This is a genomic window from Actinotignum schaalii (genome assembly GCF_028864145.1).
Classification (GTDB): domain Bacteria; phylum Actinomycetota; class Actinomycetes; order Actinomycetales; family Actinomycetaceae; genus Actinotignum; species Actinotignum schaalii_B.
The window spans coordinates 1-15,964 of sequence record NZ_JARBHJ010000046.1; the positions used below are offsets into that span (position 1 = coordinate 1).

Sequence of the window (15,964 nt, forward strand, 5' to 3'; positions counted from 1 at the left end):
ACCGCCCCCACCTTCCCGTCCTTTAGTCAGGAATTTCGCGTTACCACGAGATAAAACCCCAGGCCACAACGTCAATATGAATCACATCACGCCAAAATGAGCCAAGTCAGGAGGCTCATCGTTATAACAACTCCTTTGTTGTACTTTCCGTCATTCTAAAGCAAAAATGAAACGTCACTAGTTTTTCGAAAAAGCGGGCCCGGCACGCGCTTGTATATCGCACGTGCCGGGCCCGCCCGAGCATCAGCTCATTTAATGGTCGCGTTTAGGCGGCACGACGACGCCGCACCGCGAGCGCCCCGCCGGCGAGCAGGGCACCGGAGAGGAGTGCCAAGGAGGCGGCTTCCGCACCGGTATTCGGGAGCTTCTTCGCCGACTTCTTCACCACGGTCTTGCCGGGCTTAGCAGGAGTGGCCGGTTTGGCGGATCCTGCCGGGGCCGGGTCCGCGGGTGCCGGCGCAGTGGGCTGCGCGGGCGCGGTCGGATCCGCGGGCTGAGCCGGAGCGGTCGGTTCCGCAGGCTGCGTCGGTTCGGCAGGCTGCGTCGGTTCGGCAGGCTGGGTCGGTTCCGTAGGCTGCGTGGGTTCCGTAGGCTGCGTGGGTTCGGCCGGCTGGCATTCCTTGAGGGACGCGACATTATGCACCGCACCGCGTACGGTGGCGGCATGCTCAGCGCTGATCGCAGCGAGCACGCCTTCGTCCACAACCGGCTTGAGCTTATCGAGCGCCGCCACCGTGGCTGTCTTAATATCCGTTTCAGCCTGGCTACGCGCGGCTTCCGGGGCGCAGTCCAGCGCTGCCAGCGCATTGAGCTGGACAGCCTGTTCGGCTTCAATAGCGGCCTTCGCCTCCCCGAGCTTAGTAGCCCAGGCATCGAGAAGCGGAAGCACCGTGGAGAAGGTATCGGCGGCGTAATTATCCGGTGCCGCATCGAAAAGCTGCTGGGCGGCCGCCCGCACCACCGGATTCTTCAAACTGGCAATAAGCGCCGCGGTATCGGCATTGGCCTTGAGCGCACCGGCCTTACGCACCAGATCGCGCACCCGACTTGAGCTCTCCCCGTAGGTGGTTTTTACGCCGTTGAATTCTTTTTCACCGGAGATAATCCAGCGCAGCTGCTCGAGGCGTGCGTAATCGGCATCGCCAAGCGGGGTAATGGTAGCCGGATCAATATCCTTCCACCACGTCTTCCCGGTCAGTTTCTCAGCTTCGGGGCGGTACGCCGCCGCTTCACGCAGGTAGGCAACGTCTTTCTTGAGCTGGGCGAGGGTGTCCGCATCAATATAGGAAACATCCCCGTTGAGCACCGCGTCACCCGCAATAATCATCTTCTCGTAGGCTTCGAGATTCTGCAGCACGATAATGCCGTTGAGGCACTGGTTGAATTCCTTGCTCTTGCCCTGCTTGGCGAGGTCGATGCAGGAACGAATCTTCTGGACAACTTCGCTCTTATTTCCGGCCGCGGACTTCTGGAATTCTTCATTGACCCGGCGGTCCATTTCCGCAACGGTCTTGGCCGTCTTGGCCACTTCAACGATGGCCTTATCCAGATCGGAAACCCCGTTGGAATAAGCATTGACATAAGCCTGTGCAGCCTTGACAAAGCGCTGATCCACATAGGCCTTGCTGTAGTGAGTAGCCTGATTCTGCAGTGCGCCAATCATCCAGGCATCAGCCTGGTCAGCAAGAGTAGCGCCCAGGGCTTCATTAATCTTTCCGGCAGCGTAGTCAGCAGTGCTGGTGTCCGCAGCCGCCGGAGTCTGTGCACCCGGATCGGTTGCGCCCGCATCGCCGGCACCGGAAGGCCCCTCTGCACCAACCGGAGCGGTAGCCCCGGCCGGGCTCGCCGGTTCTGCAAAAGCTGCGCCCGCCCCGCCCAGCAGCACCGTGCAGGCAGTCGCGGCAGCCACAACACCTCTGATTACTTTCTTCATTTTATTCCTCACACTACTAGTGACCGGATGAAACACGGTCACTACCTTCGGCGTCGTTGCATTATCCCATTTCGTGGACTTCGCGCATATAAGGAAAATATGGACCCGGGATACCAGCTTTCCGCATGGTTATCCGCGGCTCATCTCATCTTTTCCATCGCCGCAACGTACACTTTAATTTATCAAATTTTGCTTGCACTAATAAAGATCACGTGGCCGATTTTTCGTCAAATTATCTACCGTAGGCGCAGCTCAACGCGCTGTACCCCCTGGTATCTTCCCCGCTACACGTCCTCGTTTATCCACATTTCAGCACCCCGCGCTTACCCCACCGAGGAAATAAACACCGCCGTCACGAGCTGGGACACCCACTCGAGCAGCTCATCACCTTCCATGGGTGCTCCACTTCCGAGGCGCGCGGACGTCTGCGCCACCCCAAGCGACACCGGCCGCGTGCTTCCAGACCCGCCGCTTCCAGCGGCAGGCGCCGGCGGAACAGGAACCATGAGGACTCGAACCGCCGGCTTGAGCATCGCCCCCGGATACAAGCGCTTGAGCCGAGCTTGCCGCGAATCCGGTAGTGCCACCGGCGTGAAACGCACATTGCGCCCCATCTGGGTAATTTCCTCCAGCCCGGCACTGCGCGCCAGGTCACGCAGCTGCGCTATCCGGAAAAGCCGCGCGGCCACCTCGGGAATCTCCCCGTAGCGGTCGCGCAATTCCGCGCGAATTTCCTCGCGTTGGGCCTCCCCGCGCGAAGCCGCCAACTTGGTGTAAATCTCCAACCGCAACCGTTCGGAAGGCACGTAATCTTCGGGCAGGTAGGCTTCCACCGGCAGCTCAATGCGCACATCGCTGCTGGCGTCGTCGTCGCCCGGAATCTCCCCGCGTATTTTCGCGACCGCTTCGGAGACCATGCGCACGTACAAATCGAAACCAACGCCCTCAATATGGCCGGATTGTTCGCCGCCGAGCATATTGCCCGCCCCGCGGATTTCGAGGTCCTTCATGGCAACCTGGGTGCCGGCCCCGAGGTCGGTATTCGCGGCGATGGTGCGCAGGCGTTCCAGGGACGTTTCCGTGAGCGCGCGGTCAGGGTCGTAAAGGAAATACGCGTAAGCACGCTCGCGCCCGCGGCCCACGCGCCCGCGCAGCTGGTGGAGCTGGGAGAGCCCGAGCTTATCGGCATTATCCACAATGAGCGTATTCGCATTGGAAATATCGAGGCCCGTTTCCACGATGGTGGTGCAGATGAGGACGTCGATCTCGTGATCCCAGAAATTCTGAATAACATTTTCCAGATCGCGTTCGCTCATTTTTCCGTGGGCGATGGCGATGCGCGCCTCGGGCACCAGCTCGCCGAGCTGCGCGGCCACCCGGCCCATATCCCCCACCCGGTTATGCACGTAAAAAACCTGGCCATCGCGCAGCAACTCGCGGCGAATCGCGGCGCTGATCTGGCGGTTTTCCCGCGCGCCCACGTAGGTGAGAATCGGGTGGCGTTCCTCGGGCGGAGTGGCCAGGGTGGACATTTCCCGCACTCCCGTGACCGCCATTTCCAGCGTGCGCGGAATCGGGGTGGCCGACATCGAGAGCACATCGATATTCGGGTACATCTGCTTGAGCGTCTCTTTATGTTCGACGCCGAAACGCTGCTCCTCGTCAATCACCACCAGACCGAGGGCTTTGAAACGCACATTTCCCGTGAGCAGGCGGTGGGTACCGATCACCACATCGATACTGCCAGCGGCGAGCCCGGAAATGACCTCCTCCGATTCGCGCGAGCTCTGGAAACGCGAAAGCGCCGCCACCCGCACCGGGAAACCGGCGTAGCGTTCCTCGAAAGTCTCCCGATGCTGCTCCACCAGCAGGGTGGTCGGCACCAGAACCGCCACCTGGCGGCCATCCTGCACCGCCTTGAAAGCCGCTCGCACCGCGATCTCTGTTTTGCCGTAGCCCACATCCCCGGAAATAAGCCGATCCATGGGAACCGGCTTTTCCATATCGGCTTTCACTTCGTCAATGGTGTGCAGCTGATCGGGGGTTTCCACGTAGGCGAAAGCGTCCTCGAGCTCGCGCTGCCAGGGAGTATCCGGAGAAAATGCGATACCCGGAGTTGCCATGCGCTGCGCGTAGAGACGAATAAGCTCGGAAGCAATTTTGCGGGTGGCAGCCCGGGCCTTCGACTTCGTTTTCTCCCAATCGGCCCCGCCCATTTTATTGAGGCTCGGGGATTCGCCGCCCGAATACTTCGAGACCTGGTCAAGTTGATCGGTCGGCACCCAAAGCTGATCGGGCGGCCCACCGCGCCGCGACGGCGCGTACTCCAGCACAATATATTCGCGCTGCCCGCCTTTACCGCCAATCGCGCGCTTTTCCATCCGCACGAAACGGCCCACCCCGTGGCGATCATGCACCACAAAATCCCCGGGAGTAAGAGACAGCGGATCAACGGCATTCTTGCGGCGCCGCTTGGGCAGCGTGCGCATATCCCGGGTGGAGGAACCGCCCCTCCCGGTCAGATCCGCGCCCGCGTACACCGCGAGCTGCTGGCCTTCCATAACGAAACCCTCGGCGATGGGCGCGGCCACCACGTAAACCACCCCGGGTTCGAAGTGAGCGGAGAGCTCCGCTACCGCGCTGGCGGGAACGCTCAGCTCACCGAGCTGTTCCGCGTAACGGCGCGCCAGGCCCGGCCCGTCCACCACGAGCACCTGGCGCACCCCGCGCCGTGCCTGCTCCCCGATAGCGGCGAGAGCCTCATCAACTTTCCCGAGGAATTTACGCGGTTCGCGCGCCGCGACAGCGGCGCCGGCGTCGTCGTTCTTGAAAGTACCGGCGGTGGAAGTGACGTTCCCAGGTAGAGCGTTCCCGGATAAAGCGTTCCCGGAAAAGCCGCCGAGCGTCCACCACGCTTGCCCGCGCGTGAGCGCCGCTTCCCGAGTAGCCGCCACGCTCGCGAAACTCGCCGCATTGGCCTGCACCGGAGGCGTGCCCCCGGCTGCCGCCGCGCTCCACGCTGCCGCCAGGAATTCCTCCGTGGTGGCGATAAGCGATTCCGCGCGCTGATCTACGCGCTCCGGCTCGATGATGAGGAGGCGGGCATCCGCGGGAAGCACATCCACCACCGCGTCCATGCCGTCCACGAGCACCGGCGTGAGGGATTCCATGCCTTCCGGAGCGATGCCGGCGGCGATTTTGTCGAGCATATCGGTGGCGCCGGGCAGTTCGCTGATAAGCGACCGGGCGCGGGTGCGCACCGATTCGGTGAGGAGAATTTCGCGGCAAGGCGGGGCGTAGATCTCCTCGCGTTCCTCCATGGAGCGCTGGTCACCCACGGAGAAGGTACGAATTTCATCCACGGTATCGCCGAAGAATTCCACGCGGATCGGGTGGCGTTCCGTGGGCGGGAAAACGTCCAGAATTCCGCCGCGCACCGCGAATTGGCCGCGGCGTTCCACCATATCAACCCGGGTGTAAGCAGCGTTCACCAGCGCATTTTCCACCTCTTCCATGGGGGCATCCTCATGGAGGCGGATGCGCACGGGCGCCAGATCACCCAGCCCTCGGGTAATGGGCTGGAGCAGCGCCCGCACCGGCATAATGAGGAGGCGCAGCGGCTCGAATTCTTCCGGATGGGCCAGGCGGCGCAGGGTGAGCAGGCGGCGGGCCACCGTATCGGAACGCGGGGACAGGCGCTCGTGCGGGAGCGTTTCCCAGGAGGGGAATACCGCGATCTGCTCGGCCGGGAGGTACGCGCGCATCGCGCCCTCGAGGATTTCGGCCTCCCGCCCCGACGCGGTAATGGCCACGTGGAGGGCATGCGATGCGGCGGGGCCAGTTACCGAATCTCCGCCGCGCGCCAGGTACGCCAGGGCCGGGGGCACCACCCCGCGCGGCATCGGAATATCCAGGCGAGTAGCGGTCGAAGCGGCGGCACCGCTCAGGGCGGGATCCGCGCCGATGAGCGGCAGCAAAGATTCTAATTGCACGGGACGCTCGTTTCCTTCCTCGTCCTTGTGGGGTTTCGGTTCACGCCAGGCTCGGCACCGCAGCTCCAACGCCGCAGGCTAATGCTTAGTATGCAAGCGCATCGTGGCGCTTTCCAGCCCGTTACGTAGCACATCCTCCACGGCATCCGCGGCCTGCGCGATAAGCACGTCAAGCTCCTTGCGCTCCGCCGAACTAAAAGGGCGCAGCACAAAATCTGAAGGATCCTGGCGCCCGGGCGGCCTGCCGATGCCGAAGCGCAGCCGAATATAATCCTTCGAGCCCGTGGACTGCGAAATCGACTTGAGCCCGTTATGCCCGCCTTCGCCCCCGCCGCGCTTGAGGCGCAGGGTCCCGAAGGGCAGATCAAGTTCGTCGTGAACCACAATAAGGTTCTCCACCGGGCAGTCGTAATAGCGCAGCAGCGAGCTCACCGGCCCGCCCGAGGTATTCATATAGCACTGGCACGTCGCAAGAATGACCTGCTCACCGGCCTGCCCGGGCATCACCCCCACCCGCGCGGAAAGCTGGTTCGTCTGGGTGGCGCCGTGCGAGCGCAACTGCCCTCCGCAGCGCGCGGCGAGCTCCGCCACCACCATATGCCCACAATTGTGGCGAGTTCCGGCATAGGTAGCACCGGGATTACCTAATCCAACAACAGCGTACATGCGTTCCTCCTGTGCATCTTCAACCGTACCCGCTTACCCGAGATTGTTGCGTTCCTGCGTGCCTCGTATTTTTTACGACGACGCCGACATGGCACGCGGCCGCGGACATTGCGTCCGCGGCCGCGTGAGAGTCACTCGTGGCGAGTGGGGTGCATTGCTGATTTACTCGCCGGCACCTTCGGAAGCTGCCGCTTCTTCGGCTGCTTCTTCTGCCTGAGCTTCGGCCATAGCGGCATCGGCTTCTTCCAGAGCCTTATCAACCTGAGGCTCCATGACCAGGGAGACGATTTCTTCACCGTCGACCAGGGCTTCCACATCCTCGGGAAGCTTGAGGTCCGCAACGGTGATACGTGCGCCATCTTCGAGACCTTCGACGTTGACCTCGATGGATTCCGGAATATCGATTGCCGGGGCAGACACCAGAATATTGAGGAGTTCGAGGGTGTTGATAAGGCCCGGAGCCGGTTCGCCCACAACGACCACCGGAATTTCGACCTCGACCTTTTCATCGCGCTTGACGCGCAGGAAGTCAACGTGCTCAATGGAGCGCGAGAGTGGATTGCGCTGAATGTCCTTGACCAGCGCGAGGCTCAATTCACCATCAATAGTAAGGCTGACCAGGGCATTCGGATTGCCCTTGACCGCGAGGAACATGTCGTGCGCATCCAGGTGCACGTGCACCGGCTCAATCCCGTGCCCGTAAAGCACCGCGGGAACGCGCCCATCGCGGCGCAGGCGGCGAGCCGCACCCTTGCCAAATTCATCACGGGTTTCGGCAGTCAGCTTGGCAGCATCAATAGCCATGATTCTCCTTCGTTGTATTACCGGTCACCCGAATGGCGGGCTGACCTAGATATTGTCAATATGAACACCCGAGCCGCGCAGACTGCGCCGGGTGGTGGCCTCGTAAAGCAGGCCACCCGAAGGAGTGCCTGCCGCGTCGATAACGGAAAAGTTCGCGAGCGCGGATCCCGTTCCCAGCTCCCCTGCCCGCAGGTTTACCGGGTGATTCCGCGCTTCGAGCTCCCTCCCTCGCCGAAGCAACGCCGTCAATTTTAGGGCGGCGGCGGCAAAAAACAAAGTTTTTTGCCGCTCCTCACACACTCCGCGCCCTTCCTGCCCTACCAGCGCCTCACCGCCAGCCCGCTCCACTGGCACACCCGCGACCCGCGCCCAGAAACCTCGACTCACCGCAACGCACTCACACCCGCCTGACCTGGGCATACGCACGCAGCCACGCCGTCGCGGGCTGCTCAACCCCGGAATGCCCACGTTGCCACACCATCCTCCTCGCTAGAATCCGCCCCGCCAGCTGGCGCCGTCGTCGTACCACCCCATCCCACACGCAAAGTGGTACTCCACGACATCACTGCCCACAAAGTGGTACTCCAGAACAGGAAAACCGCTTTTCGTTGTAGCTCCAGTACCACTTTGTTTCTGGCCGCTAACCCACGGACTCTTCCAGACTCTGTCCATGACAGGTGCCTGTGGATAACACGTTGCCGGATTTAGGAATCTCCCGCATACTCTGCCCATGTCAAAGATCTTCCGGGATTCGGGGCCTCCGAACCACGCAAACTCAGCGAGCATTGCAGGCACACCCTTGCCACCTATCGTTAGCCTTAACCAGCTCGATTCCCTTGGATTATCCAGAAACCTTATCCGAAGAGAGAATTTTCAACGCGTAGCTCCCTGTATTTATAGAGACACAACACGAACCGTAAACGAGTTTGATGTCCTCCTTGCACTCCAGAACCAGTTCCCAGCTAGTGTCGCAACGAAGTTGTCAGCGCTCCGGCTCTGGGGTGTCCCTTTACCTCCGCATCTGGAAACCTGGGACGAAAACAAGCAAGTTGATTTATCCGCACCGCTGAAACGAAGAGGCCACACCCACCCCCTTATCCGCTGGGATCGCACGCAGCTGCTGGACAGCGACATCGAAACGATCCGCACGCCCGGCGGGAATCTGCGCATCGCGTCGCGGCCGCGGGCAGTGCTGGCGAGCGTGCCGGATCTATCGTTTTACCAGCTCATTGCGGCAATCGACGCGCTCCTGCGCATTCCTCGCCGGCGCTTCGAGGGGAGGTCGGCGCCCTACGCCACCCGCGAGGGCTTGGAAATATTCCTGGCCGAACACCCGAGCTGGAATTTTGTGGCGCACTTTCGCGCGGCGCTGGCCTGGGCACGGGTGGGAGCGGATTCACCAATGGAAACCCTGCTGCGGCTCCTTATCGCCATGGCGGGATTCCCGGAACCGCGCCTCAACCAGCGGCTTCTCGCCCCGGACGGGCGCTCGCTCGGCCAGCCCGATATGCTTTTCGAGGAGCAGCGCATCATTGTGGAGTACGACGGCGCACCTCACCGCGCCGCGTCTCAGCAGGTCAAGGATCGCCAGCGGCGCGAGCTCCGCACCAGTTACGGCTGGATCGAACTTCAGGTTTTCCACCCGGATCTCCACCTCCCTCGGCGGCTCGTCCGCATGATGTTCAACCCGGGCAAGCCCGTGCTTCCGCGCATCACGAGCGGCGAAGTTCCCGCAACCGCTCGCCTGGCCGAGGCCTTCCGCCAGCGCGGGTGGCGGGTGAGGGAATGAGCCGGTAGAGGGTAAGGAACTGAGTAGGTGGCCGACCCGGAATTACGGCAGCCGCGCACATTCTTATAGGGCTTGCTCAATGCCGTCTACCTCGCCGCGCCGCGCTACCCCAATGCTCGCAGCAACAGCCAAACCGCGAGCGCGGTTCCGAATATGCCGACCAGCCAGCGCACCACACCTCCGGGGAGGAAACGCTGAAGGTGCGGGCCGACCATCCCGCCCAACAACCCGCCGAGCATCATGGTCAGCGCCGCCGCGTAATCCACTTCCCCGGACCAGATGAAAAAGAGCAGGGCCGTGAGATTGGCGCAGCCCAGAACCGGGGATTTGAGGAGGAGTGCCTCGTGGGTGGTCATCGGGGTGAGGATCGCGGCGATGCCAAGATACACAACCGCGGAGGCCGCGCCGAAATAACCTCCGTACACGCCCAGCACTCCCACCAGCACCAGGAAGGTGGGAACCGGAATATTCGCGTGGATGCCGCGTCGTTCCAGGTAGGGGCCGATCAATGTGGAGAGGGTAGCGATGAGCACCAGCCAGGGCACCACGAACTCGAAAACTTTCGGATCGAAAGCCAGCAGCAGTACCGCGCCGATAGCTCCGCCCACCGCGCTGATAAACATCTGCGGCCACAACGGGTAAGCCTGCACGGCCCGCATGGAACGCCAGCCGGTGAGTACCGACCCCAGGCTGCTCCCGAAATTATTGATCGCGTTCGTGACATTGGCAGTAATTGGCGGGAACCCGAGGGCCAGCAGCGCCGGGTAGGTAACCAGCGAGGCCACCCCGGTCAGGTACCCCACGATGCCCCCAAGCAGGCCGGTAGCGAAGACAAGTACGGACAGCGCCCAAGTCGATGTGACCACCACGTGCGTTATCTCCCTTCCCAGCCGCGCAAAGTATCCGCGCCAAACCGTACAACGTACCGGCTTCCCAGCCGCAAACAGAGCCCGGTACTTTCCGCCCCCCAGAAAGCACCGCGCTACCACTACAACAAGAAAGGCGCCGGCGCGCTCAAAGCGCACCAGCGCCTCCTCGTGAGGCTACCTCACCTTTAGTACGCGCCGTCAAATAGCGAGGTCACCGAGCCGTCCTCGAAGACTTCGTCGATGGCGCGGGCCAGGGTGGGGGCAATGGAGAGCACCGTCAGGCCCTTGAAACGCTTCTCATCGGGAATCGGCACGGTGTCGGTCACCACGAGTTCGCGAATCGGAGCGTTCGAAAGCCGCTCCACCGCTTCCCCGGAAAGCAGCGCGTGGGTGGCCGCCACGATAACGTCCTTGGCGCCGGCATCCTTGACCACGCGAATCGCGCCGACCAGCGTACCGGCGGTATCGATCATGTCATCGACAATAATGGCGGTTTTGCCTGCCACGTCACCAACCACGCGGTTGGCCTTCGCGGAATTGGCTTTCTCAATATTGCGGGTCTTATGCACAAAAGCCAGCGGAATTCCGCCCAGGCGCGAAGACCACTGCTCAGCCACCTTAATACGGCCGGCATCGGGTGAGACCATAACGGCGTCGTCGCCGGTAATAATCGAGCGGACGTATTCGACCAGGGTGGGCATCGCCCACAGGTGGTCCACCGGCCCGTCGAAGAAACCCTGGCTTTGCGCGGCGTGCAAATCCACGCTCATAATGCGGTTCGCGCCGGCCGTCTTGAGAAGATCAGCCACCAGCCGCGCGGAAATCGGTTCGCGGCCCTTGTGCTTCTTATCCTGGCGGGCGTAGGGATAATACGGCGCCACCACGGTGATGCGCTTGGCCGAAGCGCGTTTGGCCGCATCCACCATAAGCAGCGTCTCCATCAGCCACTTATTAATGGGGCTGCTGAAGGCCTGCATAATAAAAACATCCGCCCCGCGGATGGACTCCTCATAGCGGATGTAAATTTCCGAATTCGCGAAATCGTAAATGGTGGTGGGCAGCATGCTGATATGGAGGCAGCGCGCAACCTCCTCCGCCAGCTCCGGATAAGCGCGGCCCGTGGCTAGGACCAGCCGCTTATCGTTCGATACCCGCATTCCCGTGCTCATTGTGCTCCCCCGATGTGTTTCGCCTGCTTGGGTTTTTCGACGTTGTCAGCTTATGTGATCGCGGCGCTACCCGCTACCTGGTAAACGGTGTTTACCAGCAGAACAATGTTTACCCGCCACAGCGGTGCTGCGGCGCCTCCCCGAGAGCCACCGCGTGCCGGGCGCATTTCCCGGCTGGGATCAGGCAATCGCGCAGGTACACGTGCCGCGCCCGCGCGCCCTCTTCCACGATGACGTTGGCAAGCTCCCCGGGCCCCACATGCCCGAACCGCGCAACCCGCGTGGTCCCGCGCAAAATAGTATGAGGTTCGACGACGCAATCCGGCTCCAGCTCCACCTGGACGTCAATCCACGCCGTGGCCGGATCAATAATGCTCACCCCGCTGCGCATCCACCGCTCCCCGATGCGCCGATTCATTTCCCTGCGCAGGGCCGCGAGCTGGACAAGATCATTCGCACCTTCCGCAGCCAGGTAATCACTGCTCACGTAGGAGCCCACTCCGGCGCCGAGTTGATAGGCCCGCGCCACAACATCGGTCAGGTACATTTCCCCCTGGGCGTTATCCGTGCCCAGGCCCGCCAGCGCCTCGCGCAAAAATGCAGCATCGAAAATATACGTGGAAGTATTTATTTCGTTGATGGCACGCTGCTGCGTACTTGCGTCTTTATCTTCTACGACGGCGCAGATGGTTCCTTCCCCATCGCGCACAATCCGCCCGTAGCCAGCCGGATCTGGCACCCGGGCGCTCAGCACGGTGACAGCGGGGCTGGCGGGAGTAGCCGAGGCGGTAGCTGCGGCGTCGTTCCCGCCACCACCGTTCCCGTGGGCGCGCGCGAGCTCCCCGAGAATCTCCCCACCCAAAAGCGGGGTATCCCCGGCCATAACGAGAACCGGACCGGTCACGCTCGCACCCAGAGCTTCCATTCCGCACCATACAGCGCGGCCCGTCCCCTTGATTTCATCCTGGTCGGCAATAATGACCGAATCATCTAGTTCAAGCGCGTGGGCGGCCACTCGGTCCCGTTCGTGGCGCACCACCACCACGATATGCTGGGGATTCAGGCTGCGGGCAGCAGTGATGGCGTGCCCGAGCAGCGTGCGGCCGCACACCTCATGCAAAAGTTTCGGGGTGGCTGATTTCATGCGAGTTCCCTGGCCAGCAGCCAGGATGACGACAGCGGAGAGATCCATGCCTTCCCTTTTCCGGCGGCGATGCGCCCTATATTTCGCCACGGACGCTGACGCTGCGCCCGAAAACGTTCCGCCACTAGGATTCGAACCTAGAATAACGGTTCCAAAGACCGCTGTGTTGCCGTTACACCATGGCGGAGAACTGCCGACGCGCGGGCCGGCACCGGTATAGTCTAGCTGACCGAAGCGCTCCTGGCATAATACTAAGTATGAAACAGACCTCGCCTGAGGGTACGAACGGCGTCGATGCCGCCCGCGCCGCCGACAACACGCTCACTGACCCCACCCAGAACACCGCTGCCACCACCACACCTGCCCCCGCCTCGGAAAAGAAACGGGTGCGCATGTCGCGGGCAGACAGGCGTAAACAATTGGTGGGTGTGGCGCGGGAACTTTTCGCGGCGCAGGGTTTTGACGGGGTCTCCATTGAAGAAATCGCCGCGGCCGCCCAAGTATCCAAGCCCGTTGTGTACGAGCACTTCGGCTCCAAAGAAGGCATTTACAACGTAGTGGTGGATCGCGAGCTCGTCACCCTCACGGAATTACTCTCCGCGCGTATGAACATTGGGCTGCCCGAGCGCGAAGTGCTTGAGTCCATCGTCGTCGCCGTGCTGGATTATATCGAGCATAACGACGACGGTTTTCGCCTCCTTGTGCAGCGCTCGCCAGCTACGCTCGGCGGGGATTCCTTCTCCACCGTGATCGCGGATGTGGCTGATTACGCCTCCGATTTACTCGCGCCCATGCTCGGGCGCAACGGTATCTCTCCCCAATACGCACGTATTTACGGGCAGACGCTGGCCGGGGCGCTCGGCCAGGTGGGCCAGTGGTGGGTGGATGTGCGCCAACCCGATAAAGAGACCGTGGCGGAACACGTGGTGAATTTTATGTGGAACGGCTTGCGCGGGCTGGAATCACAGCCGCGCCTGCTCACCCGCGGCGGGCACTAGCCGCAATCCGGCCCATCTCCCTTTCTTATTCTAGGTTTCACCTGGGCTGTGGCATAGAATGGACGGCGACACGCAAATAGAACGATGGCGCTCTAGGTGACGTCACCGGTCTTGCACGCGACGGTTGCCCGTGTCTGGACGCGTGGCGTGCTACCCTGGAAAATTCATCAATCGAACAATAGCAAGGACATACCCCTTATGCTCTCCGTTGAGAACATCTCCAAGAGTTTCGGGTCGCGCAAAGTATTGCAAAATCTCACCTTCGCGGTTCGCCCCGGTGAAATCTTCGGTTTCGTCGGCTCGAACGGCGCTGGGAAAACCACTGCAATGCGCATTATGCTCGGCCTCCTGAGTAAAGATTCCGGGCAGGTGACCTGGAATGGTGGCCCTATTGATTTCGCGGCGCGCCAGCGCATCGGCTATATGCCTGAAGAGCGCGGTCTCTACCCGAAAATGCCGGTCGATAAGCAGCTGATGTATTTCGCGCGCCTGCACGGGATGAGCCCGGATGCGGCGCGGGCCGCCATGGAGCGCTGGACTGATCGCCTCGGGGTGGGGTCACGCCAGGAGGATGCCGTCCAGAAACTTTCCCTCGGTAACCAGCAGCGCGTGCAGCTGGCCGCCGCCCTTATTCACGATCCGGAACTGCTCATTCTTGATGAACCTTTCTCCGGGCTGGATCCGGTAGCGGTACGCACCATGAGCGAAACGCTACGCCAGAAGGCAGACGAAGGCGTCCCGGTTATTTTCTCCTCGCACCAGCTTGACCTGGTGGAACGCCTATGCGATAGCGTGGGAATTCTCGCGGGCGGAAATATCGTGGCTCGCGGCACCGTTGATGAATTGCGCAATGCCGGGAATCCGCCCTACGCGCTGGCGGTACGGGCAGCAGAAGCCACGCTGCGCACGGCCCTCACCCAGGCCGGATTTACCGTCCAGCCCGATCCGCTGGCCGGAACGTCAGAGGCGCCGCTGAGTGCGGGAATTACCCGCGTGCTCGTGGAAACCCCGACCGCCGCGGGAACCGCCGACCCCACCGCCGCGCTTCTCAACGCGGCCCAGCAGGCCGGCACCGTGGTGGAATTCGCCCAGCGCCGCCCTCACCTCACGGAATTGTTCCGCGACGTCGTCCAGGTGCCTTCCACGGAAGAAGAAGGCGATGCGGCCACCACCAAGAAAAAGCGTGGCCTGTTCGGCTCGCTGTTCGGAAAGAAGGCTAAGTAATGGTACGCATTGTTTTCGCACGCGAGTTCAAGAACGTTTTTGCCTCCCGCGCCACCATGATTTCCCTGGCGGTGATATGGGTGATTGCTATTGTGGCAGGTTTCGCGGGCCGCGTTTTCCTGGGCGGGGATGATGAAGCCGCCGGAGCAGGGCCGGCCCCGCAAGCCCAGGGTATTTACCTGGAGGCCGGCGCCGCGGAGCTCCAGCCCTATCTCGAGAGCGCCGGTTTCTCCGCACTCCCGACCTCCAATATCGCTGCCGAGCTGGCGGTTGACGAACCGGAAGCGGAGATCGGAATTTCCGGTACCGCGCTCGATCCGCAGATCGTGGCCACCTCCCCGGACCCGAAGGAGCTTCCCGCTCTCAAGAAGATCCTGAGCACCTACCTGCTGGAGGAATCCGGGGTGGATGCCACGGTCCTCGCCCACCTGGATGCGATTAATAATCTTCAGGTGCAGACGGTGAATTACACTCCCTCCGGCATCGGAGCTAATCCCATTGGTTTCCTGATCGGCTCGGTCAGCGCCATGCTGATTTTCTTCATGGTGATGGGCGGAATCGGCGCGGTGGGCGCCGGCGTCGTCGAAGAAAAATCTTCGCGCGTAGTGGAAATTATTTTGACGACGGTTCGCCCGCGCGTCCTGCTCCTCGGCAAAGTGCTGGGCCTGGGCGCCGGCTGGGTAGTCATCCTCTTCGGCTATATCGGCGCAATTATCACCGGCGTGACCATTTCCGGGCTGTTCCCCGATCTCAGTTTCCTCCAGGAATTCGGGCTGGCCGGCATGGTGGCGCGCACGGTCCTGTGGATGGTGCTCGGCTACTTCACGGCCACCGCGCTGGTGGGCGGACTGGCTGCCACGGTGTCCCGCCAGGAAGACCTGGCCGGCATCAACACCCCGGTCATGTTTATCCAGTTCATCCCCTTCTACACCGCGATCTACCTCATTCCGGCGCTTCCGGAAGCCGCGATCACGAAGATCCTCTCCGTGCTGCCTTTCTTCGGCCCGTTCATGATGCCCATGCGCACCGCGATCGGCGAGGTCCCGCTCCTGGAAGAACTGGCCGCCGTCGGCATCAATGCCCTCGGGGTCTTCCTCCTGGCGATCCTGGCCGGCAAGATTTACGAACGCTCGATTTTGCGGATGGGTGAGCGCGTCAAGCTCACGCAGATTTTCCGTAAGGCTGCCTAGCCTTCGAATGTAAGCACGACGACGACAAGCGTGGGGGGGGGGGGGGGGGGGGGGGGGGGGGGGGGGGGGGGGGGGGGGGGGGGGGGGGGGGGGGCGGGGGGCGGGGGCGCGGGGGGGGTCGTTGGCGGCGTCGGGGGTGCGGTTGGTGACCGGAAGTGTGGGGGGGTTGGAGGTGGGTCTGTGCGT

The 15,964-nt window shown here is 62.2% G+C and carries 12 protein-coding genes and 1 tRNA gene; 4 read left to right on the forward strand and 9 right to left on the reverse strand.

Annotated elements, in window-relative coordinates:
- Positions 1 to 265 precede the first annotated feature (265 nt).
- The 5 genes from PWJ82_RS08760 to PWJ82_RS08780 all read right to left on the reverse strand — a co-directional run bounded on the left by PWJ82_RS08760 (position 266) and on the right by PWJ82_RS08780 (position 7,782).
- On the reverse strand, positions 266 to 1,933 hold the full coding sequence (locus PWJ82_RS08760) for an LPXTG cell wall anchor domain-containing protein (protein ID WP_274736258.1): 1,668 nt from the start codon (positions 1,931 to 1,933) through the stop codon (positions 266 to 268).
- Positions 1,934 to 2,256: 323 nt separating this feature from the next.
- Positions 2,257 to 5,925 carry a transcription-repair coupling factor gene (mfd, locus tag PWJ82_RS08765; RefSeq protein ID WP_274736259.1) on the reverse strand — a complete coding sequence of 1,223 codons (3,669 nt, stop codon included), beginning with the start codon at positions 5,923 to 5,925 and terminating at the stop codon, positions 2,257 to 2,259.
- Between the two features lie 78 nt (positions 5,926 to 6,003).
- Positions 6,004 to 6,591, reverse strand: a complete 588-nt coding sequence (gene pth / locus PWJ82_RS08770; protein ID WP_274736260.1) for an aminoacyl-tRNA hydrolase — start codon at positions 6,589 to 6,591, stop codon at positions 6,004 to 6,006.
- A 162-nt stretch (positions 6,592 to 6,753) separates the two neighbouring features.
- Positions 6,754 to 7,395: a 50S ribosomal protein L25/general stress protein Ctc gene (locus PWJ82_RS08775; protein ID WP_274736262.1), complete on the reverse strand. Its 642-nt coding sequence runs from the start codon at positions 7,393 to 7,395 to the stop codon at positions 6,754 to 6,756.
- Positions 7,396 to 7,440: 45 nt separating this feature from the next.
- Complete coding sequence (locus PWJ82_RS08780) at positions 7,441 to 7,782, reverse strand: hypothetical protein (RefSeq protein ID WP_274736264.1); 342 nt, start codon at positions 7,780 to 7,782, stop codon at positions 7,441 to 7,443.
- A gap of 592 nt (positions 7,783 to 8,374) precedes the next feature.
- Here PWJ82_RS08780 and PWJ82_RS08785 point away from each other — a divergent pair.
- Entirely contained in the window at positions 8,375 to 9,184 is an 810-nt protein-coding gene (locus tag PWJ82_RS08785) for a hypothetical protein (protein WP_274736266.1), read from the forward strand.
- A 104-nt stretch (positions 9,185 to 9,288) separates the two neighbouring features.
- Here the strand turns inward: PWJ82_RS08785 and PWJ82_RS08790 are convergent, their stop codons facing one another.
- The 4 genes from PWJ82_RS08790 to PWJ82_RS08805 all read right to left on the reverse strand — a co-directional run bounded on the left by PWJ82_RS08790 (position 9,289) and on the right by PWJ82_RS08805 (position 12,553).
- Positions 9,289 to 10,053 (reverse strand): sulfite exporter TauE/SafE family protein, encoded by a 765-nt coding sequence (locus PWJ82_RS08790; protein ID WP_274736268.1) that lies wholly within the window; start codon positions 10,051 to 10,053, stop codon positions 9,289 to 9,291.
- A gap of 185 nt (positions 10,054 to 10,238) precedes the next feature.
- Positions 10,239 to 11,222, reverse strand: a complete 984-nt coding sequence (locus PWJ82_RS08795) for a ribose-phosphate diphosphokinase (protein ID WP_274736270.1) — start codon at positions 11,220 to 11,222, stop codon at positions 10,239 to 10,241.
- Between the two features lie 109 nt (positions 11,223 to 11,331).
- Positions 11,332 to 12,414: an NTP transferase domain-containing protein gene (locus PWJ82_RS08800; RefSeq protein ID WP_016443230.1), complete on the reverse strand. Its 1,083-nt coding sequence runs from the start codon at positions 12,412 to 12,414 to the stop codon at positions 11,332 to 11,334.
- Positions 12,415 to 12,482: 68 nt separating this feature from the next.
- Positions 12,483 to 12,553 (reverse strand) — tRNA-Gln (locus PWJ82_RS08805).
- Positions 12,554 to 12,623: 70 nt separating this feature from the next.
- On the opposite strand from PWJ82_RS08805, the gene PWJ82_RS08810 reads away from it, so the two are divergent.
- The 3 genes from PWJ82_RS08810 to PWJ82_RS08820 all read left to right on the forward strand — a co-directional run bounded on the left by PWJ82_RS08810 (position 12,624) and on the right by PWJ82_RS08820 (position 15,778).
- On the forward strand, positions 12,624 to 13,364 hold the full coding sequence (locus tag PWJ82_RS08810) for a TetR/AcrR family transcriptional regulator (RefSeq protein ID WP_016443231.1): 741 nt from the start codon (positions 12,624 to 12,626) through the stop codon (positions 13,362 to 13,364).
- 198 nt (positions 13,365 to 13,562) lie between these two features.
- Positions 13,563 to 14,588, forward strand: a complete 1,026-nt coding sequence (locus tag PWJ82_RS08815) for an ABC transporter ATP-binding protein (RefSeq protein WP_274736274.1) — start codon at positions 13,563 to 13,565, stop codon at positions 14,586 to 14,588.
- On the forward strand, positions 14,588 to 15,778 hold the full coding sequence (locus tag PWJ82_RS08820; protein WP_016443233.1) for an ABC transporter permease: 1,191 nt from the start codon (positions 14,588 to 14,590) through the stop codon (positions 15,776 to 15,778). Before PWJ82_RS08815 ends, PWJ82_RS08820 begins: the two co-directional genes overlap by 1 nt.
- Positions 15,779 to 15,964 lie beyond the last annotated feature (186 nt).